The sequence below is a fragment of the Murimonas intestini genome (assembly GCF_024622195.1).
Classification (GTDB): Bacteria; Bacillota; Clostridia; order Lachnospirales; family Lachnospiraceae; genus Murimonas; species Murimonas intestini.
The window spans coordinates 325,409-347,159 of the sequence record NZ_JANKBI010000004.1 but is presented as its reverse complement, the minus strand read 5'-3'; the positions used below and the strand labels follow the sequence as shown (position 1 = coordinate 347,159).

The window sequence follows — 21,751 nt, the reverse complement described above, 5'->3', positions numbered from 1 at the left end:
CCAAGGTCAGGCAAGCCTGACTTTGGCTCGTTGCTTACGGAAATAAAAAGTGTCTGTAGGATTAAGAGGAGGAAGAAATGAAGTTTATTGAGACATTAAGAGAAGGAGAACGGGTAGGAGATATCTATCTGTGCAAATTCAGACAGGCAGCAGTTACAAAGAACGGGAAATCATATGAAAATGTGATCCTTCAGGACAAAACAGGCACATTGGACGCCAAGATATGGGAGCCCAATTCCCAGGGCATAGATGATTTTGAAGTCCTGGATTATGTATATGTGGTGGGAGACGTGACAAGCTTCCAGGGAGCGCTTCAGCTGAACATCAAAAGAGTCCGCAAGGCAAATGAAGGTGAGTATGAGCCGGCGGATTTCCTTCCTGTCAGCCACAGGGATATTGATGAAATGTACCAGGAGCTTCTCCAGCTCATTGGACAGATACAGGATCCGTACCTGAAGCAGCTGACTGACAGTTACTTTGTAACTAATGAGAACTTTATCAAGGCTTTTAAATTCCACTCAGCCGCAAAGAGTGTACACCATGGATTCGTGGGCGGCCTCCTGGAACATACGCTGAATGTGATGAAGCTGTGCGAATACTATGCGAACCAGTACTCCTTCTTAAACAGAGATCTGCTGTATACAGCAGCAGCATTTCATGATGTTGGCAAGATTCGCGAACTGTCAGCTTTCCCGGAAAACGATTATACGGACGACGGGCAGCTGCTGGGACACATCGTCATGGGAGTTGAGCTTGTGGGTGCCAGCATCCGCAGGATACCCGGGTTCCCCAAGAAGCTTTCCAGTGAACTGAAGCACTGCATCCTGGCCCATCACGGTGAGCTGGAATACGGTTCCCCAAAGAAACCGGCCCTCGCAGAGGCCCTGGCCCTGAACTTTGCCGACAACACAGACGCAAAGATGGAGACCTTCAAAGAAGCTCTCGCCAGCGGCGGCGACAACACAGACTGGCTTGGATATAACAGGCTGTTTGAATCGAACATTCGGAAGACCAGTATTTAGGAGCATGCAATCGTATGACCTATTGATCCTGGCATCAAGGAATTGAATATTTGGAATCAGGATGAGCTGTGAGGGCAGAAGAAATAATTATTTTCTGGCTTCACAGCTTTTCAAATATGCTTTAAAATAAAGAGAACAGCGGCGGAATGGCCGTTCATATCAATAGGCTCAATAAGTTAAAAATAAAATTTAAAGTTGGGAGATGTTTGAAAAAATGTTCACTGTGAAATGAGCAGTATACCGCAAAGCAGGGCAAACAGTTTCAGGGAATAAATTTTCAAACAGGCTTAGGAATACAGGAAGTGAGAGGAAGAGAAAGTATGCTGAAGAAGGGCGACATTGTACAGGTTAAAATCGAAGATATGGGAAATGATGGGGAAGGCATCGGCAGAGCCGAAGGTTTTACCCTTTTTATAAAGGACGCGGTAATTGGTGATACAGTGCAGGCACTTGTCATGAAAATGAAGAAAACATATGGATATGCCAGGCTGATGGAGGTGACTGAGCCGTCACCAGACCGGGTGACACCGGCTTGCCCAGTGGCAAGGCAGTGCGGGGGCTGTCAGCTGCAGTCCATGAGCTATGAAAAACAGTTAGAATTCAAAGAGAATAAGATAGCAAATCATCTCAGGCGTATTGGCAAATTTGAGGAGATCCCTATGGAGCCGATAATTGGCATGGAGCATCCGTTCGGTTACAGAAATAAAGCCCAGTTCCCTGTGGGAAGAAATAAAGAGGGAAAACTGGTAGCAGGATTCTATGCGGGACGTACCCACAGCATTATAGATAATAGAAAATGTATCCTGGGTGTGCCTGAAAATGAGATCATACTGGAAAAGGTACTTTCCTTCATGGAGGAATACGCCATAGAGCCTTATAATGAAGAAACCGGGACAGGCCTGGTACGCCACATATTGACAAGATACGGGTTCAGGACAAAACAGATCATGGTGTGCCTCATCATTAACGGCAAAGTTCTCCCCCATAAAGACAAACTGACAGAAAGCCTCTGCCAGATCCCGGGAATGACAAGCATCAGCCTGAACGTAAATATGGAAAAGACAAATGTGATCCTGGGCAGGGAAATTATCAGCCTGTGGGGCCAGACATATATCGAAGATTATATTGGAGATGTCAAGTATCAGATATCACCGCTTTCCTTCTATCAGGTCAATCCTGTACAGACAGAGAAGCTGTACGGACAGGCCCTGGAATATGCCGGCCTGACAGGAGGCGAGACTGTGTGGGATCTGTACTGCGGCATCGGAACTATCTCTCTGTTCCTGGCTGAGAAAGCAAGGAAAGTATACGGTGTAGAGATAGTACCCGAAGCCATCGAAGACGCCAGGAACAATGCAAGGATAAACGGGATACACAACGCAGAATTTTACGTAGGCAAAGCAGAAGAGGTACTTCCTCGTAAGTATAGGGAAGAAGGCATCACAGCCGACGTGATCGTGGTAGACCCGCCAAGAAAAGGGTGCGACGAGAGCCTCCTTGAAACAATTGTGCAGATGGCGCCCGAAAAGGTGGTGTACGTAAGCTGCGACAGCGCTACATTGGCGCGGGATTTGAGGTATCTCTGTGACAGGGGGTATGAGCTGCGGCGGTGCAGGGGGGTGGACCAGTTTGGGGAGACGGTGCATGTGGAAACCGTCACGCTTCTCGTGCGGAAAGGTTGATTCTACGGGCGTTTGCGGGATTATATGAGGAAAATGAAGTTGTGTTTTAACGAAAAGTGAGATGGATAAGTTTCCTCGGATGTGGGGATGGGGTAACGCCATGTGAATATGAGAAAAGTAATTTATTTCGTTGAAATGAACCACGGGGCAAAACCTATACTTTTTAGCAAAAGGTATACTCTGAAGCAAATGACCTACTTATGACAAAAATAGGGTACTTCGCTTTGATGGATTGATTAAAATACATTAAATTGAACTTAGCAATAATTAAAATTTTTGGAGGAAAACTAAGAATCAAAATGGAAGAAGGATATGTTTATATTCTACGTAATGATTCATTAAAAGGGCTGCTTAAAATAGGAAGTACAACATTCGGAGCTGAAAAAAGAGCCAAACAGTTATCTAATACTACAGCCATTCCTACCCCTTTTATAGTAGCTTATGAAATTTATGTTCGTCATTACGAAGAATTTGAAAAGACTATACATAATAAGTTGGCTATTTACAGAGTGAGTTCTAAAAGAGAGTTTTTTGAAGTATCTATTGAGAAAGTTATAGAAATAATGAATGATGAAAAAGAGAAGCCATATTACAAAGCAAATGATAAATATTCAGCTATTGAAATTTTACCCCAATTAGTAAAAAAATATGGTATCTATATTGAGCCCAATATTGTATCAGCAAGAATATATCAGGAAATAGATAAAGTCTATTTTGAATATACAAAGTATGAATATATAGCAGATTATTTAAAAGATCAAATTATAAAACGAATTGATTTAGGTTTCATAATAAACGGGGTAGATGAAAGAGATAAAACTTTTAAAGAAACAGTAGCCATTGAAACAAATGTGAATATTTTTCTTGGATTAGATGACCTTTCAATGGCTAATTGTGTTGGTGATTTATTTATAAAGGAATGGTTTAACATATAAAAGTGGTTAAATGGAAGGAGTTTTATGGAACAGAAATTTTATGAACAAATAAAATGTATTCTTTCGGAAGCCAGAGATAAAGTATATCAAACAGCAAACTTTGCAATGGTGGAGGCATACTGGGATATAGGAAAAAGTATTGTGGAACAGCAGGATGGTTATGAGAAAGCTGAATATGGTACCAGACTAATAGCAGAGTTATCGAAACAGATGACAATAGATTTTGGGAAAGGTTTTACGCCAACAAATCTCAAATATATGAGGCAGTTTTATTTGACGTTTCCAATTCGTCACGCACTGCGTGACGAATTGAGTTGGACACATTATCGCCTGCTTATGCGAGTGGAAAATGAAAATGCTCGTCAGTTTTATATAGAAGAGGCAGTAAAATCAAATTGGAGTACGCGGCAGTTAGAAAGGCAAATCAATTCGTTCTTCTATGAAAGGCTGCTTTCCAGCCAGAATAAAAAGGAAGTTTCGGAAGAAATTCAAAAATTAGAGCCTGCAAAAGTGCCAAAAGATATTATCCGTGACCCATATGTATTAGAGTTTCTGGGATTGAGTCCGAATAATGATTTTTATGAGAGCGATCTAGAAGAAGCATTGATAACTCATTTGCAGAAGTTCCTTTTAGAATTGGGGAGGGGATTTTCCTTTGTTGCCAGACAAAAGAGGATTACATTTGATGGACGGCATTTCCGAATAGACCTTGTCTTTTACAACTACATCTTGAAATGCTTTGTGTTAATTGATTTGAAAATTGGAGATTTGACACATCAAGATTTAGGGCAGATGCAAATGTATGTACATTACTATGAACGTGAATTAATGAATGAAGGAGATAATCCTCCAATAGGAATTGTATTGTGTGCGGATAAAAGTGAATCTGTAGTTAAGTATACGTTGCCAGAAAATGAAACACAGATTTTTGCATCAAAGTATAAGTTATATCTGCCAAGCGAAGAAGAGTTGTTGCAGGAATTACAGAGAGAATACCAAGCATTGGAATATGATAAGGAAAACGGAAAATAACATTATATTTTAGCGATGTGCAATTTTTGCAGGAAATTTATTAAAGGGGGTAAATGTTTTCATAAAGGGGTGATTTTTATTCAAAAGGGGTAGGCAGGGTAAATAAACGAAGAAATTTACCCCACCATGCTTATACAATAACCCTTTTTGCCATGTAGTATAATACAAGCGTTTCACCGCATGTGGAGACGGTGTGCCTTTTAGCCCGTAAATAAGCTTGCTTACTAAGGATACAGACGATAAAAGTAGTGATTTGCCTACCAGCTGCCTACCCTTTTTTAATTGGGTAGGCAAAATCATCTTACAGCTTTTTCAAAAATGTCAACAGCATCGCTCTGGAGCTTTTCTGTATTGAAGACATATCTTTCCAAAGTGGTCTTGATATCCTTGTGCCCCAGACGTTCCATAACAGTCCGCGGCCAGGCTCCATTTTCGGCGAGAATGGTCCCATGAGTATGCCTCAGGCAATGATGGTGGAACAAAGGGTTATTCAATGAATCATGGATCACGCGTACACAGTATTTAAAAGTATCGGTTGTAGTCAGCTCACCACTCTCTTTTACAGCAGCTGGCCATATCTCCTTATAGGGGACGATAATATCAGCCCTGGCCTGGGTTATTGTTCCATCGTCAGCAAGATAAGTTTTTAGATAATAAGGCCCGTATTTAAGCATATTTTTCTTACGGCTGGTAACTTCTTTTTTAAGTGCATTTAGTAGTTCAGGCCCAATCTTTATAGTTCGAAAAGAATCAAATTTAGGATTACACAGCACCCAATTTTTGTTTTGCATCTGCATTTGGTGGTTTACAGAAAGGGTGCTATTTTCAAAATCGACATCTTCAAGTAAATCTATCCCATAACTTTCCCCCAAACGTAAACCAGCATAAAATCCTGACATTAAAGGCAGATAAAAATGTGTACCTGCAAAACGTGCAAGGATGGTCTCCCACTCATCCAGAGACAGGATATAATCTGTCTTAGTCTGTGCGTTCTTGTCTACCGGGATTTTAGGGATTTTTACATAATCACAGGGATTATATTTAATATATTTACATGGCTGTACAGCATAATTCAGAGCGCCGGACAGACAGGTAAGTGAATTTTTAATCATGCTCTTTGACAGCCCCTTTTTAACCTTCAGATCATCCACCCAAAGTTGTATAATGTCGGGTTCCAGGGACGCGAGACGATACTTACCCAAAACAGGCTTAATATGGATACGGATTTTACTTTCATAATCTCTCTGGGTGTTATAAGAGAGATGCTTTTTTACATAATTTTCAAATCAGTAATCCATATAATCGGACACAGAGATCGTTGATGGGGTAAACACTCTTCCGCTCTGGTGCGGAAGCCGACTTTTGAAATAGGGTTGCGTTTTCCATCAACTCGGGCACCCTCGAAGCTGTATTCCCGGGTTTTTCCTCTTTTTCGTGTTAGTAATTCTCCCATAGTATCATCCTCCTTATAATTTTACGGTATTTTTTTATGAAAAGTGAGGTAGTCTTTGACACTACCGTGAAAATAATGGAGGTACTCTTATGATAAAGACAGCATGACAACTGAAGGATTTGATCCGCAACCTGTCAAAAGAAAAATCTGCGGATGCACAGATTTTAGTGAAGAATTATATGTTGGAGTGTTTTCTGGAACGCATTTCTCTTCTAAAAAATATATATCCACCGGCAATGCGATTACACCAAGAGAAGTCCGATACCATTTCAAATTCATGCTGGAGGATCGCACCATTGACATTATTGCGCATAATCTGGAAACGGTTCTGGCTGAGAAGCTAGAATCCATTATCACTCGGGCAGTTACCAATACACGGATGAGAGATTTTTATGATGTTAATGTTCTGTATCAGCTTTACGGAAAACATTAGACCAAACCGTGATGCATGATGCGTTGCTTGCAACAACTCGTAAACAGAGTACAGAAAACCATCTGCCAGAAGTTATGGATGAAGTGGAGAATAGTCCTATACTGCAGAGGTTTTGGTTACTTATCAGAATAAATTCTTCTATGCAGCGGAATAAACTGGGGCAATGTCATAATGGTGATGCGCGAACTGTGTGCTGAACAAATCAGAATTGCCAATAAGCAGCAAATTGATTGAGAAATCTAATCGAGAAGGTGAAGATTCCGTGTAACAAAACCATCGCATTTCTACCAAATGAGATGTGACAATTGTTGATATTGTGATATAATTGTAAAAAAGTGGAGAGGAGGTCTTCCAATGTCGAAACACCAAGCTTCTGAACAGATGATAGGCTATTTATATCAGGTTCGATATGCTTTAGCTTTATTACTGGATGATGAAAATCCTGATTTTCAAATAAGCATCGAAAAATTTGACGATGTTGCTTTTAGTCAGGATGGAGAACCAAGGCAGTTGATACAGTTAAAGCACCATGTGCAAAAGCATGGAAATCTTACAGATGCAAGTACTGACTTGTGGAGAACGTTAAAGGTTTGGATTGATACAATTACCAAAATCCCAGATATGCTTAATGAAACAAAATTTTTAATAATTACGACAGCCGTTGCACCTGATGAGGCAGCCTCAGACTTTTAAAAAAACAACGATAAAAGAAATGCGGATAATGCATATCAGAAATTAAAAAGTGTTTCTGACAAATCAGAAAATAAGGAACATAAAAAGTACTATGAGGCTTTTTCAAAAACAGATGAAAATACCCTGAAAAAGTTACTTAGTCAAATTTATATTATTGATAATGCAAGTAATATCATTGACGTTGAGAAAACATTTCGCAAGCAAATACGCTATAGTTGCATCCCCAAATATGAAGATTCAATATGTGAACGTCTGGAAGGCTGGTGGTATAAGAAAGCGATTGAGGCTCTCTGTTCAGACAATCCTATATTTGTTACTCAAAATCAAGTGAGGTCGTTTATAGTATCCATAAGTCAAGAATACACCGATGAAAATCTTCCAATTGATATTTTTGATGTGGGAGATTTCAAAGAAAGTGATTTGGGCGCAGATGAAAAGATTTTTTACGAGCAGCTTAAACTGATTTCAATAGGAAGCCGTCGGATGCAGATGGCACTAAGAGACTATTATCGTGCATTTAGACAAAGGGCTAATTGGATTAGAAATGATCTTCTTTATATAAATGAGTTAGGTAAATATGAAGAAAGATTAATTGACGAATGGGAGCATTCTTTTGCTTCAATGGAAGATGAGTTGATGGAATATGCGGGTGTGACCGAAGATGAGAAAATTAGAGAGGGTCGCAAGCTTTTTACTGATATCGAGAAGAAAGATATAAGAATTCGTCCAAAATGTCAAGAGGCTTTTGTAATGCGTGGTAGTTATCACATTCTAGCAAATCAACTTAGAGTAGGGTGGCATAAAGATTTTTATGATCGCCTCAAGGAACTATTGAATAATTAAAGGGAGGTGGTTACAAGTGAAAAGCTGGAAAATAAGAGCACATGAGGTGGCCTATCTCCTAAATCCGGCGTTCTGCGGGAGATTATTGTATACAACAATTAAGACTTATGGTGAGAAAACAAATCGTGCATTTCCGTTTCCACTTATTTACTTGGTTTTGCCTCTTGTACTTCACAAAGGAACCAGAAGTTGTATAAATAGCCGTACACAATTGCTATTATGGGTTCAGAAGTATCCACAATTGTTAATTGACTTTCCCCAAAGAGCAAAAGAATTGGTTCCGATTACAAATGAATCTATCGAATTTCTTTTGCAAACAGAAAAAATACTTTTAACTCCAAATGGAGAGTTAGAGGCACCAGCAAGTGCACGGTCTTTAAGCAAAACCAAATTTGTAGATGATGAAGTAACAGAGTGCATAAAAAAGAGTGAACATATAGCTAAATGGTTTGCAGGGGCTGGAAAAGTAGAGACAATATATGTTGAATTGGGGGTGAGACCATAATGCAGATACGTGAACTTGTGCTATATGGTTACAATGGAAAAGTGCGGCATCTTCCTTTCGTATTGGGTCAGGTAAATATTATTACAGGAAGATCAAAATCAGGAAAATCTGTAGTGGGAGATATCATAGATTATTGCTTAGGAGGGGACTCTTGCAATATCGCAGATGGTGTTGTTCGTGATAATGCATCGTGGTATGGGATTTTGCTTCAGTTTGATTGTGAACGTGTATTTGTGGCACGTAAAAACCCAGATAAAGGACAGCAAACAACAAAATTTTGTTACATTGAAGTTGGAGAAAAAATAGAGGTTCCTGAACAACTCAATTTTTTATCTAATACAAATGTTGCTGGAATTGAACAGGCACTAACGAGTAGGCTGGGAATATCAGAAAATCTAAATATACCACCTGAAGGACAAAGTCGCTTACCGCTGGCTGCTAATATTAGACATGCATTATACTATTGTTTTCAAGGTCAAGATGAAATTGCTGCAAAGAATTTTCTGTTTCACCACCAATCTGATGACTTCATTACCCAAGCGATTAAAGATACTTTGCCATATTTTTTAGGAGCCGTTAGCGAAGAAGCCTTGGCACTTGAAAACGAAAGAGTATTGCTAAAACGAAAACTAGTATTAGAAAAGCGAAAACTTGAAGAAAATCGTTATTTAATGGGCGGAGGTTTTGAAAGAGCAGTTTCCCTGATTGAGGAGGCCCGTCAAGTTGGTCTTATTGATAGTTTAACATCGGTTGACTATCAAGATTATCATGCAATGTATGCCGTATTACAAGATGCTATGAGCTGGACTCCAAGCAAGGTGGAATCCAATAATGCAATGGATCGCCTCACTTTTTTGCAAAGTGAACTGCAGAAGATACAGGAAGATTGCGATGAGATTAGCATTAATATTGAGAATGCCAAAAGATTTGTTGGAGAGACAACAGGATATTCTGGAGAAGCCAAGCACCAGAAGGTAAGACTGGAGTCAATTGGACTTTTTGAGCAACTAAATTTTGAACCAGAAAAGTGTCCGTTATGTTCTGGAAAGCTGGAACAACCGCTCCCTAGCGTGGAAATGATAAAAACCTCTATCAAAAATTTAGACAAGTCGATTGCAAATGTTACGCGTGAACAGCCTAAGTTACGCTCTTTTATTTCTGATTTGGAGCAGGAACGTGAGAAAAAACAAGAGATACTTCGGACATTTGAGGTTGAAATTGATGGGTTATACAGGCAGGATGATGACAAAAAACGCCTACAAGATTTAAATGCTAGGCGAGCCAAGGTTGTCGGGAGAATTAGCTTATGGGTTGAAAGCGTTGAGGCTGATATGGAATCAGAGAAGCAAGAGCAAGTGATTAAAAAAATTGAAGATCGTCTCACTGAAATAGATAGTATTCTTGATAGAGATTCTGTTGAGGAGCGAAAACAGTCAGTTCTTTCTCGCATACAAGGTAATATGACAGCTTGGGCTGAAGAATTGCAACTTGAACATTGCGATAATCCATACCGGCTTGATTTAAATAAAGTTACTGTTATAGTGGATAAACCAGAAAGGCCAGTGCCGTTAAAACAATTAGGTAGCGGTTCAAACTGGGTAGGAGTTCACCTTATTACTTATTTTGCGTTACAACAGTTCTTTATTATGGCAAATCGTCCTGTTCCAAGTTTTATATTTCTTGATCAACCTTCGCAGGTTTACTTTCCTTCAGAGTTGGATGAAAAGAATATTGACTGGAACGAAGTCAATAAAATGTACCAGTTTATAATTAGACGTACAGAGGAGATGAAAGGAAAGCTGCAGGTTATTATTGTTGACCATGCGGAACCAAATAAAGATAAGGAATTCTACAAAAAATACATTCGTGAAAACTGGTGGCCAATTGACAAAAACCTCGTGCCAAATGATTGGTATGAGAGTAAATCTCAAGAGTAATGCATAGGTTAATTTACATTTTGGAAATGGAAGCATCAGTCACAATCAGGCGATGGACAAAGCACAGACAGAATACAAAAAATACAGAGCCAAAACACTCAGTAGTGTGGAGCAGGACTATTTGGATAGCATAAAGCAATTGGAGCAAAAGAGTAAAAAGAAGTAAAAGCGAACTCTTCGGAAAATTTGAATGGTTCATAACAGTACAGATGCTATTTGAACCATTCGGGTTTGCTGAATAGTTCAGAATACGCCACATTCATCAGTTGTAAAGAAATTCTTTATATCTGCAGTTTGAGTTGTTCGAAATTTTGGATAACTGGATACGGAGTGTCCAAGGAAAAACGATGTCAAGACGATGGGAGTGGACCTATTCCCTCATAGCCATATTATCGGGTATGGAAAAGTTGAATAGTGTAGTGAGATTTAGGGTGACGGGCCTGATATAACAGGTAAAAAGACGATGTATGGAATTGATGCGGAGAGTGCTATCAAAAAGATGATGTGACGAAAAGATTTTACCAATAAACTAAAGGGAAAGTAAATTATGGCTAGTGAAATTTTTAAGAATATAATAGAGCAAAAAATAGATGTTTTTGCTAGTACTTTTGGAGATGTTGCAAATAATATCTTTACTAGAAAAGATAAAATATTCCATCCATTAGAGTACGGGATGTATAAGGAAAGAGCTGCAAAAGAGTTATTAATGTATACAAGTAATAAAAGTATCAATATTTCCGATGGTTTTTTAATTACCTCAAACAATAGTGTTAGCACACAATGTGATATTGTAATGTATAAAAATAATACTATTCCATTAATAGATAACGGCATATGTAAATTTTTCCCTATTGAGATTGTAAAAGGTATTGGTGAAGTAAAATCAACTCTTGATAAAAAAGAGTTCTCAGATGCTTTAATAAAACTTTCAAAAAATAAAATGTTGCTTGATGAACGATCTAAATCATCAATAACTCAATTAAATAAATTTGATGAATGTAATGAAATTTTTACATTTTTAATATGTAATAAGTTATCTTTTAACTTTACAGAAATTGATTTCGATGAGGTTTATAAGGATATTTCAGAAGTAAAGTACAGGCATAATGTGATTTTGAGTTTACATGATGGATTTTTTTCATATAAATTAACAGATACAGATGTATTAAAAAAGTTTGCGTCTATTATAAAAGGATCTGAGTTAAAAAATGATGATGCAATAATATGGGATTTTCCACATCATATAGTAGATGAAGCAGATTATAAATGTGATAATCATTTTATAGAAATTAACATGGACGATGAATATAATCATATTATACAGTTTCTAATCAGCATTAATTCACTTTTAGATAAAATTAATGAATATGAATTTTCCTTTGCCTCATATTTGACTTCTGATATTATTTAATATAGAAATGATTCAAAAGAAGTTATTTCTGTATGACATAAAACTTTTAATTCTTTAACGAGACAGATTAAGTCTGGCAGGTAAAACTATCTTATTCAAAAAAATTTTGTTGAATGCTTTATTGAATGTAGGGACTGTGACATTATTTGCAGTAAATCAGCTCGTTTATTGAGTTAATAGAAGAATAATCCTGTATATTACGGTAAAAATGCTTCCGGAATAACGGTTCAGATTCGCGCACGAGAATATTCATACCCATCAGCATACTTGAGACCAAAAGCAGATTAAAAACCCCTCTTACTATAGACTCATTACCAAAAATATAGTAAACTGAACTTATCATATCATAATTTAAATTTAGGAGGCAAAAGCTATGTCTAATCAATACAAGGTAATTGATGAAAAAACATGGAACAGGGCAATGCATTGTATGGTTTTCAGGAATAGTATCGAACCTGCATTTTGTGTGACATTTGAAGCGGATATTACAAACTTTAGACATACTGTTAAAGAGCAGGGGCTTTCCTTTACAATGGCTATGGTATATGCAGTTTGTAAATGTGCGAATGAAATTGAGGCGTTCCGCTATCGGTTTGCAGATGGACAGATAGTGTTATTTGACAGGATTGATACTGCATTTACATACCTGAATAAAGAGACGGAGCTGTTTAAGGTAGTGAATGTTCCGTTTATAGATGATTTGAAAGAATACTGTGAATTGGCGCTAAAGACAGCAGATGAACAGAAAGAATATTTTACAGGTCCCTTGGGAAATGATGTGTTCCAATGTTCTCCTATGCCTTGGGTTACATATACGCATATTTCGCATACGAATGCGGGGAAGAAAGACAATGCAACCCCTCTTTTTGATTGGGGAAAGTATTATGAAAAAGATGGACGGACAATGATACCGGTTTCTGTTCAGGCACATCATTCTTTTGTGGATGGTCTGCATATAGGACAATTTGTAGAAAAACTGCAGAATTATTTTGATGAGTGTTGATTTTGAAGCTGTAAAAATTGAAAAATGAAAATCGGAGAGGTGATATAGGTGAAACGATGCATTGTATTGAGCGGAATTGTCGAGTAAACCAATAATAATTTCAGGAGGTATTTAAGATGATTCCGCAAGATAAAATTTATCCGCGTTCTAATGATATGCAGACCGTATATTTGAAAAATGTTGTTAACAATGTGAATATTGAAGTGGGCGATTATACGATATACAACGATTTTGTGCATGATCCGTGTGGCTTTCAGGGAAATAACGTGTTGTACCATTATCCGATTAACGGTGACAAACTTTAAATCGGTAAGTTCTGTTCTGTTCTGTTGCGTGCGGCGCTAAATTTTTATTCACCAGTGCAAACCATGCAATGAAGTCGCTTTCCACATATACTTTTCCTATTTTCTTCGAAGAGTGGGATTTAGATGTGAAAAATATCACTTCAGCATGGGACAACAAGGGCGATATTATCATTGGCAATGATGTATGGATTGGATATGAGGCTGTGATTCTTTCAGGAGTAAAGATTGGAGACGGGGCTGTTATAGGCACAAGAGCTGTAGTTACAAAGGATGTTCCGCCATATACAATTGTTGGCGGTGTCCCGGCCAGACCAATCAGAAAGAGGTTTTCTGATGATATTATTTCTGAATTGCTGAGAATTCAGTGGTGGAATTGGCCCGCGGACAGAATCCGCAGGAATATTGCTGATATTCAATCGGGAAATATTGATGCATTGAAATCGTTTGACAGTATGGTTTGCAAGAAAATTTAATCTTATCTGATAGGGCATGAATGTTTTTAATTGGATATGGATGCAGGTTTTTGAAACAGCGGTAAAAAAGATGAAAACATGACATACAGTTGTCATATTGACTTTGATAAAATATTGCTGTAACAAACTGCAGGATGGAGCAAGAATGGGCATGGACAAATATTTTAAATAGGTGTTCATGCCTTTTTCTATAATGGAGGAGTGAGGGAATATGAAAATGCCGGAAAAAATAGAGCCTGCCATGTTTGCACCGTGTGGAATGAATTGTCTCGTGTGTTATAAGCATTGCTATCATAAGAGGCCATGTGCAGGCTGCCTGAATAGTGATTTGGGAAAACCGGAGCATTGCAGGAAGTGTAAAATAAAAGACTGCGCAAAAGAGCAGAATCTTACCTACTGCTTTGAATGTCCCTCTTATCCATGCAGGCAGATAAAGTTATTGGAAAAAAGCTATAATACCCGTTATTATGCCAGCCTTATAGAAAACAGCAGGATTGTACATAAACAGGGATTGACGGAATTTCTGGATAAACAGAGAGAAAAATACACCTGCCCGGAATGCGGCGGCATTATCTCGATTCATGACGGCGAGTGCAGTGAGTGCCAGCATAAAGTATGGTAAAGGTAAAAGAGAGGGTAAAAGAGAGAAGGGAGTGAAAGTACATATGGAAAAGCGAATAAGCTGCTGCGGAACAATATGTTTAGAGTGCGAGTATTATCCAGACGGGTGCCGGGGATGTGAAGAGATAGAAGGAAGGGTATTTTGGCTGGAATATACGGGTGAAAGTATTTGTGATATTTATGACTGCTGCCGGAAACAGAAAAAATTTGTCTGCTGCGGACAGTGTGACGAACTTCCCTGCCGCCGCTATGAACGAGATGATCCGACCAAGACACCAAAAGAGAATGAGGCGGATCATTGCAGGCAGATGAAGACTTTAAAGGTATATCAGGAGATAGAAAATCTGGTTTTGGATTTGCGTCAGCAGGATTCCAGGAAGGCATATGAAAGTCTTAAAGTGTTGAAACAAAAGAGCCGGGAGGATGCTTTTGTATATTCGTTTCTGGATGATTTTATTCAAATGATGGAGGATAAAAATTCCTATTTCAGAACCCGGGGATTACAGCTTATTGCGGCGAATGCAAGATGGGATGAGGACAATAAAATTGATGAAGTGGTTGATAAATATCTTAAACATATCATGGATGAAAAGCCGATTACGGCAAGGCAATGTATCCAGGCGCTGCCTGAAATTGCACAATATAAAGAAGGACTGAAAGCAGATATTGTGGAGGCGCTGCAGCATGCAAAACCGGAGTGTTACCGGGAGAGTATGATTCCATTGGTGAAAAAGGACATAGAAGAAGCACTGCAGAAGATTAAATGTTTATGACGGAAAAACAAGCGGTATTGGAAGCTAAGGGAACCATCCAAAATAGTATAAGAGAGGTTGATTATGATGGAAAAAATACCGGATATTGAAGAAATCAGAGCATTAGTTGGAGCTCCGCTTTGTGAAATATGGGTTAAATTGTGTGATGCGATTGACATGAAATATGAGATGGAATGTACCTGGAACAGCGGCGGCAAAGCATGGACGTATGAGTACAAATACCGCAGGGGCGGAAAAACACTGTGTGCACTTTATGCAAGGAAGGACTGCATTGGTTTTATGGTTATATTTGGGAAAGCCGAGAGAGAAAAATTTGAAGCTGTCAGAGCGGAATTTGGGACTGAGATTCAGAGAGTCTATGATGAGGCAACCACCTATCACGATGGAAAATGGATGATGTTCATGCCGCAGGATACCTCTATGTTTCCTGACTTTTTGAAATTACTGGAAATAAAGAGAAGGCCTAACCGGAAGTGATAGAAGATGTTTGAAGAGAATTCTGCGGTCTGCTTTGGAAAACTTACAGATAAAATGGTTATTTTGAATGAAAGCAGACGGAAAAACAAAGTCTTTTTATCTGGGACAGATACTCTCAGGCATAAGTAAAAAATTACTGAAACTTTTTACTTCTCATGCTATACTTAATAAAACAAATGTAAGAGCGGCATAGCGTTTACAAATTGTGAAAAAACAAGTTAAGAGGCAGGTTTGATCATACTAGAATTTGATTACGTAAAAATATTTGATAACAGAAGACAAGGGGATAGTGTGTTTCTTGCAGATGAGCTGGCTACTGGCCTGGATAATGAGGGATTGGAAGATGAAATTGATGAAAACCCCGGGCGTTATTTAAGGCTTCCAACGAAATTTGAGATTCATGAATATCATATCATGGAAGAATTTATCCAGACTTTAAAAGGTGAGAGGGCGGACAGACTGGAATACGCCATACAGGGGCGGGGGGCGTTCAGGAGATTTAAGGATATGGTTGGCAGAATGGGAATTTCACAGCAGTGGTATGATTTTCAGGCGGAATATTACAGGAATCTGGCTATTGAGTGGTGCCGGGATCATGGGTTAGAGTATACGGAGTGAAGCATGTGAATATCAGGCTTGCGGAAAAGTTTGGCAGGGTGATTGTGGCTGAGGATAGCGGAACGCTTATGGGCTGGCTGTGGTGGAATTTGTTCAGGGATAATATGCTGTTTATGAAGAATCTTGATAAATTTTCGGAATTATAATTGAGATAATTGGGGGAGGTGCAAAATGCTGCTTTTTGATAATATAGAGTATGAACATTTTTTTAATCCTCTATGCTGTAAGAATAGAAAAATATATTATGAGTGCATTTTGCAGCTCATTGAAAAGTCGAAGTCTGTTCCGCTTCTTTATGAAAAGGATGCCAGGGATACTTTGATTCTTTATTTTAGAAACTGTAAATATGTGGTGGCTGATGAGGACAACAGCGGGGATGCTGACGAGAATATCAGCAGTAAAAAATCGGAAACGGAGAATGCAAGTGCGCTTTTAAGGTATTTCAGGTATTGTGGCTGGGTTTCAGAAAAAGAGATTGGCAGAAATGGTGATAATATTGCCACAGTTTCGCCTTATTGCAGAAAAATGATTGATGCCATTGAGCGGATCTTTAACCGTGATAATAACCGCGGGGCGCTGACAAACCATATTTTCATGATTTATGATATCCTGCATTCTGCTTTTATTGTGGATCACGGAAGAACACTCAGACCATATTCGAGTATACTTGTCCCGGTAACGGATAGTGTGTCGGATTTGAAGAATGAACTTCTCATATTAAAAGACAGCATTCGTTCTATCATGCGGATGGTTATTAAAATGACTGAGACGAATCAATTGGGGCAGTTCATTATCAAGGATGAGATGATGGAATCATTTTTTAATGACTACTTTTTTATAAAGAAAGGCGGCCTGATTCCGGGATATATTGAAGAAATCGAAAAGATGCTGAGGAAGATCATAAAAACTGAAGTTTATGAGAACATGATCAAGGAGTATCAGAGTTTCAACAATGTAGATGAGATCAAGGCCCGTGAGACAGTAGATGGCCAGCTGGCTGAGGTCAGGAGTTTCATAAGCTATGATTATATTAAAGAGATGGATTTTATTGATAAGAAAATCAATAATTACTACAGTCTTTATTCCACCAGGATCCTTATGGTGTTAAGCAACAGTGTGAATATGCAGACGTATCTGAATGATCTGTTGATGGCAATTAAAGACTTTGATGCAGATGAGAAGAAAGAAATCCTGGATGATGTCTCGAAATTCTTTAGTCTGCAGTCTTATAAGTATGTTGGCAGGAAATCTATTGAGCGGAGAAAGAAGCGCAAGCCTAACACAAAGAGCGGCGCCCTGGTTATCAGTTCCTTATCGGATGAAGACAGGGCAAGGCTCACCAGGGAACTTTTGTATGAGTACCCTGACCGGTATGGAGTAAAGCAGGCTGCGGGTTATTTTAATAAGCTATTCATTGATAAAGAAAGCATAATACCGGGTGAAACAATGATCAGGACAAGAGATGACGCTATGATGGTAGCTGCCAGCATTATTTATTCCGGCAGCAGTGAATTCCCGTATGAAGTGGAATTTTTAGATGGGATAATTGAGACTGAGGCTGCTGTGATCAGCAAGATCAGGATAAAAAGGAAGAGCTGAATGGGTGATATTAGATTAAATATTTCTGTAAAGGAAGAAAATAATATATTGTTCAAACGCTGCATACGTAAACTGCTGGAGTCAACCTTCATTGTAGGTGATAAGGAGGAAAAGCTGTATGCATTTATTTCCAGGGAATCGAACAGGCAGGATATTTCGGATTATCTGCGCATGATCGGATTTGATGTGTTTGTTGACACTAATGTGAGAATTGCAATGCTTAAGCCTTATGAAGCAGACGAGGAAGCGGTAGGGCTTAAACGCGCCAATGTTGTCTCGTTTACAACGGAACAGTATCACCTGCTTCTTGTATTGTGGGAGGTGTATTTGGAGAACCTTGGCTACAATGATGAGAATGTTGTAATGCGTGGAGATTTGATAGATAAGATCAAGGTTTATGAGGTTGATTTGGATAAAGCAAAGCTGTCGGCGGCTATGAAGATATTTAAAAAATATAATCTGATTGATTATGATGCAAAAGATGAGTCGGAGGACGCGATCATAACTTTATACCCGTCACTCCAGTTTGGGTGGGACATTGCCCAGTTTCAGACTGTGACAGCTGAATATATGAAGAATGATCTGGAGGAAGATGAAGAAGAGGCATCTGATACAACTGGTGAGGAGGAGGACGAGTAATGATTAAACTGAAACAGATCCGGTTGATTAACTGGTATGCTTTTGGCCAGATTACCGTTCCTATAGGGTCTTTCACTCTGATCGCAGGGAAGAATGGAAATGGCAAATCCGTGTTCCTGGATGCAGTCAAATATGCTTTGTATGGAGATACTGTATTCAATAAATCAACTGAGAATAGGGGCAGCAGAACAGTGCCTTCATATACCAGAGGACTGCTGGACGCAACGGCAGGTACATATATGAGGCCGGCTGATAAGATGCCTAATGTGTACACACACATCGTACTTGAAATGGAGGAGGTACCCCTTAAGAGAAAATTTCTCCTGGGTACAGCCATTGATACAGATTCTGGAAATGGATGTAAGACACAGAGATATGTGATTGAAAATAAAACGTTAAGTGATGTTGCCCATACATATGTGCAGGATGGGCAGACTATTCCATATAGCACATCTGAACTTCAGAAGGCTTACGGACTCAAGATGATGGATGTGAGGGAGGGCCTTTCTAAGTTTATGCAGAGGACCGGTCTGCGCCTGAATGAACAGCAGTTAGCAGCCTTTAGACGTAAGCTGCGCAGCATTATGTCGTATGATCCAAATGCAAAGATCGACCAGTTTATCCGTGAGAGTGTACTGGAAGAAAAGAAGGTAGACTTTTCTAAGCTTGTGGAAGCGAAGAATAACATAGATACATTGAATGCCAATTTTGAAATTATTGATGCTGAGATCAGGGAGCTTGAGGGGATTATTAAGCTCTTTGATGAACTTAGGAGAGCCCGGAATACGATCCTGGCCGATGATGTAAAAATTACATATAAGCGTTTTCTGAAATGTCAGAAAGCATTAGAAGAAGCTTCTGGAAATATGGAAATTGCAGCGAGGCAGATTGACGAGGACGAGAAGCAGCTGAAAGTAATTGAAGTCCGTGAAAAAGAAACAAGAACAGCATATAATTCTGCAAAAGAAAACCTGAATTCCATGGATTGTGCCAAGGCGATCGTGGAGGCTGAAGAGATTTTGCAAAAAGCATATCAGTTGAAAGAACGCATGAAGGAAGAAAAGGAAAGGCTTTTGGGATTTCAGACAAAAGTCAGTGAATTGATTGCGTGGTTTGCAAAGGAACAGTATACAGTACCCCAGCAGAAGATCCTGTCTTCTTTGACGGAAGATATTGTGACCAGGGTTCAGAAGGAGAGCTGTGCTGCCGGTTTTTTGGAAGAAATCAAAAAGCGCAGGGATGAAATTCTCAGTAAGATAACGAGAATCAAAGACGAATTGGAAAGTAATCAGAGAGAACAGGATAAATGCCGGCAGATTATTGATGATTGTGAGGCAAAAAAGACTACTTTCTCAGAAATACCTGACTACGTAGCCTTGAAGAATGAAATCAACCGGGAGTTTGAAAAAAGAAAAATAAAGTCAGAGGCAAGGTTCGCCTGTGAATATGTATTGGGGCTTAAAGACGAGGCATGGAGGGATTCAGTGGAAGGATATCTGGGGAGACGAAGATATACAATTCTTGTTGAACCGGAATACTATGATATTGCAGATGATATATTGAATGCTTCTAAAAATAAATATGCCCACTTATTCAACACAAAACTTTTAATGAAGAAGCGTATCACTCCGGAAGAAGACTCGGTGGTCAGGTTTATTGAGGTGAAGAATCCGGTGGCGAAGCAGTATTTCGACTACCAGCTTGGAAGATTTCACGCTGTTGACAGGGATAAGGTGAGAAATTATGAGAATGCCATGTCAAAAGAGGGAAGGGTATCTGTTGCAATGGACAGCTATTTTCTGCGCTTTGACAGTATCAGATTCTATTGCTTCGGACAGGAAGCTATAGAACTGAACAGAATCAGAGCTGTTAAGAAATTGGAGAATCTGAGGCAGGTATATAGCGGATATAAGCAGCAGATGTCTGATGAAAAATCTAAAATGTCGTATCTGGATACGCAGATGAATTTCTTTGGTGAATACAATTATGATGCCTGCAGGGAATATGAAGAAGCACTGGTTGACTGTTCCAGGAAAGAATCAGAGCTTAAGGCGCTGAAGGAAGCGCAGAAGAATAATATGGAATACATGGAGCTTGCCCAGAGAGTCAGCGGATTGGAACAGGAACTGAAGGCAGTTGAGGATGAACGGGGAGCCGTATATGAAAATAAATCTCAAATGCTGACAGAATATAATATTAATAAAAATAACTGTGATAAATCCAGGGAAGATCTTGACATTGCCCGGAAGGAGTTAAAAGAGTATAAGGCTGGAAATAATACTGTCTATGCAAAGGCAATTGAAGATTATGATAAATTTATTGCCAACGGGAAAATAGGACCGGGCGGCACATTAAAGGATAGGAAACGTGCAGAACGTACTTTGGAAGAGGCGGGAAAAAATTTAAGGGGCGGACAGGCTTCTTATAACGCATCCAGAACAGGCGATAATCAGCTGCCAATGACGGACAGTTCTATCGCTTATTACCAGGAAAGAAAGTCCCGGATATGGATGGACGACAGAGAGGAAATACAGGCAAAATTAAAGGAACAGACACGCCGTTATGAAGAAATATTCAAGAATGAATTTGTTCTGACCGTACTAAAATCCTGTGAGGCTGCCAGAGATGATCTGAAGCTTATCAATGCTGAATTATCACGCCTGGAATTTAAATCAAAATATGCATTTGATGTGAAGTATGTAAAGGATGGTTCGGATTACGAAAAAATCCTGGAATACGCCAGGTATTTAAAAGAACGGGAAGATATTGGAACTTCATCAGGGCAAATGACACTGGATGCTATAACATCTTATTCTGACGGCATGGGAGAAGGGCTGGAGCAGGATATTAAGAAGATTATAAACCGTATTGTGGAAAGCAATGATAAAGAGAAGATTGAACATTATGCAGATTACCGAAACTACATGACTTATGAAATCCTTCTGACAAATGATGTGCTCACTAAGGCAAAGCTGTCTAAGCAGTCAGGCTATAATTCAGGCGCGGAGGTTCAGATCCCATATATGCTAATTCTCTTGTCTGCACTGCTTATGATCTATAATGACAAGAACAGTTCAACAAGGCTGGTGTTCATTGATGAGCCGTTTGCAAAAATGGACCCGACTAATGTAAAGATCATGCTGGGTTTCATGGAGGAACAGAATCTTCAGATGATTTTCTGTGCCCCGGATAAGACGGAGCTCATCGGGAACGAGTGCGATGTTGTACTTCCTGTGCTCCGGACAAGGCCGGATCTTATGGAGATGGGATTTATTGATATACATAAAGGAGTGTAGA

The 21,751-nt window shown here is 39.1% G+C and carries 20 protein-coding genes and 2 pseudogenes; 20 read left to right on the top strand and 2 right to left on the bottom strand.

Annotated features, from left to right (window positions below):
* Positions 1-77 precede the first annotated feature (77 nt).
* The 4 genes from NSB28_RS09380 (at position 78) to NSB28_RS09365 (ending at position 4,671) form a co-directional block, all read left to right on the top strand.
* On the top strand, positions 78-1,022 hold the full coding sequence (locus NSB28_RS09380) for a 3'-5' exoribonuclease YhaM family protein (RefSeq protein ID WP_109626643.1): 945 nt from the start codon (positions 78-80) through the stop codon (positions 1,020-1,022).
* A 320-nt stretch (positions 1,023-1,342) separates the two neighbouring features.
* The gene (rlmD, locus tag NSB28_RS09375; RefSeq protein ID WP_109626642.1) at positions 1,343-2,704 is read left to right on the top strand and encodes a 23S rRNA (uracil(1939)-C(5))-methyltransferase RlmD; all 1,362 of its coding nucleotides are present in this window, start codon (positions 1,343-1,345) and stop codon (positions 2,702-2,704) included.
* A 299-nt stretch (positions 2,705-3,003) separates the two neighbouring features.
* On the top strand, positions 3,004-3,639 hold the full coding sequence (locus NSB28_RS09370; protein ID WP_109626641.1) for a GIY-YIG nuclease family protein: 636 nt from the start codon (positions 3,004-3,006) through the stop codon (positions 3,637-3,639).
* Between the two features lie 24 nt (positions 3,640-3,663).
* Positions 3,664-4,671: a PDDEXK nuclease domain-containing protein gene (locus tag NSB28_RS09365; protein WP_069424093.1), complete on the top strand. Its 1,008-nt coding sequence runs from the start codon at positions 3,664-3,666 to the stop codon at positions 4,669-4,671.
* A 296-nt stretch (positions 4,672-4,967) separates the two neighbouring features.
* On the opposite strand, the gene NSB28_RS09360 is transcribed toward NSB28_RS09365, so the two are convergent.
* Together NSB28_RS09360 and NSB28_RS09355 are read right to left on the bottom strand one after the other, a co-directional pair.
* Entirely contained in the window at positions 4,968-5,783 is an 816-nt protein-coding gene (locus tag NSB28_RS09360) for a tyrosine-type recombinase/integrase (RefSeq protein ID WP_257497631.1), read from the bottom strand.
* 158 nt (positions 5,784-5,941) lie between these two features.
* On the bottom strand, positions 5,942-6,124 hold the full coding sequence (locus NSB28_RS09355) for a hypothetical protein (protein ID WP_257497632.1): 183 nt from the start codon (positions 6,122-6,124) through the stop codon (positions 5,942-5,944).
* 110 nt (positions 6,125-6,234) lie between these two features.
* Here NSB28_RS09355 and NSB28_RS09350 point away from each other — a divergent pair.
* The 16 genes and pseudogenes from NSB28_RS09350 (at position 6,235) to NSB28_RS09270 (ending at position 21,750) form a co-directional block, all read left to right on the top strand.
* Positions 6,235-6,791 (top strand): annotated as a pseudogene (locus NSB28_RS09350) (nucleotidyl transferase AbiEii/AbiGii toxin family protein).
* 120 nt (positions 6,792-6,911) lie between these two features.
* Entirely contained in the window at positions 6,912-7,250 is a 339-nt protein-coding gene (locus NSB28_RS09345; RefSeq protein ID WP_109626640.1) for a hypothetical protein, read from the top strand.
* A gap of 396 nt (positions 7,251-7,646) precedes the next feature.
* Positions 7,647-8,093, top strand: a complete 447-nt coding sequence (locus NSB28_RS09340; RefSeq protein ID WP_257497633.1) for an ABC-three component system protein — start codon at positions 7,647-7,649, stop codon at positions 8,091-8,093.
* 16 nt (positions 8,094-8,109) lie between these two features.
* Positions 8,110-8,598, top strand: a complete 489-nt coding sequence (locus NSB28_RS09335) for a three component ABC system middle component (RefSeq protein ID WP_109626638.1) — start codon at positions 8,110-8,112, stop codon at positions 8,596-8,598.
* Positions 8,598-10,535: a DUF3732 domain-containing protein gene (locus NSB28_RS09330; RefSeq protein WP_109626637.1), complete on the top strand. Its 1,938-nt coding sequence runs from the start codon at positions 8,598-8,600 to the stop codon at positions 10,533-10,535. Before NSB28_RS09335 ends, NSB28_RS09330 begins: the two co-directional genes overlap by 1 nt.
* A gap of 547 nt (positions 10,536-11,082) precedes the next feature.
* Positions 11,083-11,946: a DUF6602 domain-containing protein gene (locus tag NSB28_RS09320; RefSeq protein ID WP_109626636.1), complete on the top strand. Its 864-nt coding sequence runs from the start codon at positions 11,083-11,085 to the stop codon at positions 11,944-11,946.
* Between the two features lie 373 nt (positions 11,947-12,319).
* The gene (locus NSB28_RS09315) at positions 12,320-12,949 is read left to right on the top strand and encodes a CatA-like O-acetyltransferase (RefSeq protein ID WP_109626635.1); all 630 of its coding nucleotides are present in this window, start codon (positions 12,320-12,322) and stop codon (positions 12,947-12,949) included.
* A gap of 116 nt (positions 12,950-13,065) precedes the next feature.
* Positions 13,066-13,727: pseudogene (locus NSB28_RS24980) on the top strand (CatB-related O-acetyltransferase).
* A 211-nt stretch (positions 13,728-13,938) separates the two neighbouring features.
* Positions 13,939-14,349 carry a DUF3795 domain-containing protein gene (locus NSB28_RS09305; protein ID WP_109626634.1) on the top strand — a complete coding sequence of 137 codons (411 nt, stop codon included), beginning with the start codon at positions 13,939-13,941 and terminating at the stop codon, positions 14,347-14,349.
* 43 nt (positions 14,350-14,392) lie between these two features.
* The gene (locus NSB28_RS24690; protein WP_306812159.1) at positions 14,393-15,121 is read left to right on the top strand and encodes a DUF3795 domain-containing protein; all 729 of its coding nucleotides are present in this window, start codon (positions 14,393-14,395) and stop codon (positions 15,119-15,121) included.
* Positions 15,122-15,184: 63 nt separating this feature from the next.
* Positions 15,185-15,598 carry a DUF3788 domain-containing protein gene (locus NSB28_RS09295; protein ID WP_109626633.1) on the top strand — a complete coding sequence of 138 codons (414 nt, stop codon included), beginning with the start codon at positions 15,185-15,187 and terminating at the stop codon, positions 15,596-15,598.
* Between the two features lie 231 nt (positions 15,599-15,829).
* Positions 15,830-16,216: a UPF0158 family protein gene (locus NSB28_RS09290; protein ID WP_109626632.1), complete on the top strand. Its 387-nt coding sequence runs from the start codon at positions 15,830-15,832 to the stop codon at positions 16,214-16,216.
* Between the two features lie 5 nt (positions 16,217-16,221).
* Positions 16,222-16,362, top strand: a complete 141-nt coding sequence (locus NSB28_RS09285) for a hypothetical protein (RefSeq protein WP_257497634.1) — start codon at positions 16,222-16,224, stop codon at positions 16,360-16,362.
* A gap of 25 nt (positions 16,363-16,387) precedes the next feature.
* Positions 16,388-17,815: a Wadjet anti-phage system protein JetA family protein gene (locus NSB28_RS09280; RefSeq protein ID WP_109626631.1), complete on the top strand. Its 1,428-nt coding sequence runs from the start codon at positions 16,388-16,390 to the stop codon at positions 17,813-17,815.
* Positions 17,816-18,454 carry a DUF4194 domain-containing protein gene (locus NSB28_RS09275; RefSeq protein WP_109626630.1) on the top strand — a complete coding sequence of 213 codons (639 nt, stop codon included), beginning with the start codon at positions 17,816-17,818 and terminating at the stop codon, positions 18,452-18,454.
* A complete protein-coding gene (locus NSB28_RS09270) occupies positions 18,454-21,750 on the top strand; it encodes an SbcC/MukB-like Walker B domain-containing protein (protein WP_109626629.1) in 3,297 nt (1,098 codons plus the stop codon). The genes NSB28_RS09275 and NSB28_RS09270 overlap by 1 nt, the downstream gene beginning before the upstream one ends.
* Position 21,751 lies beyond the last annotated feature (1 nt).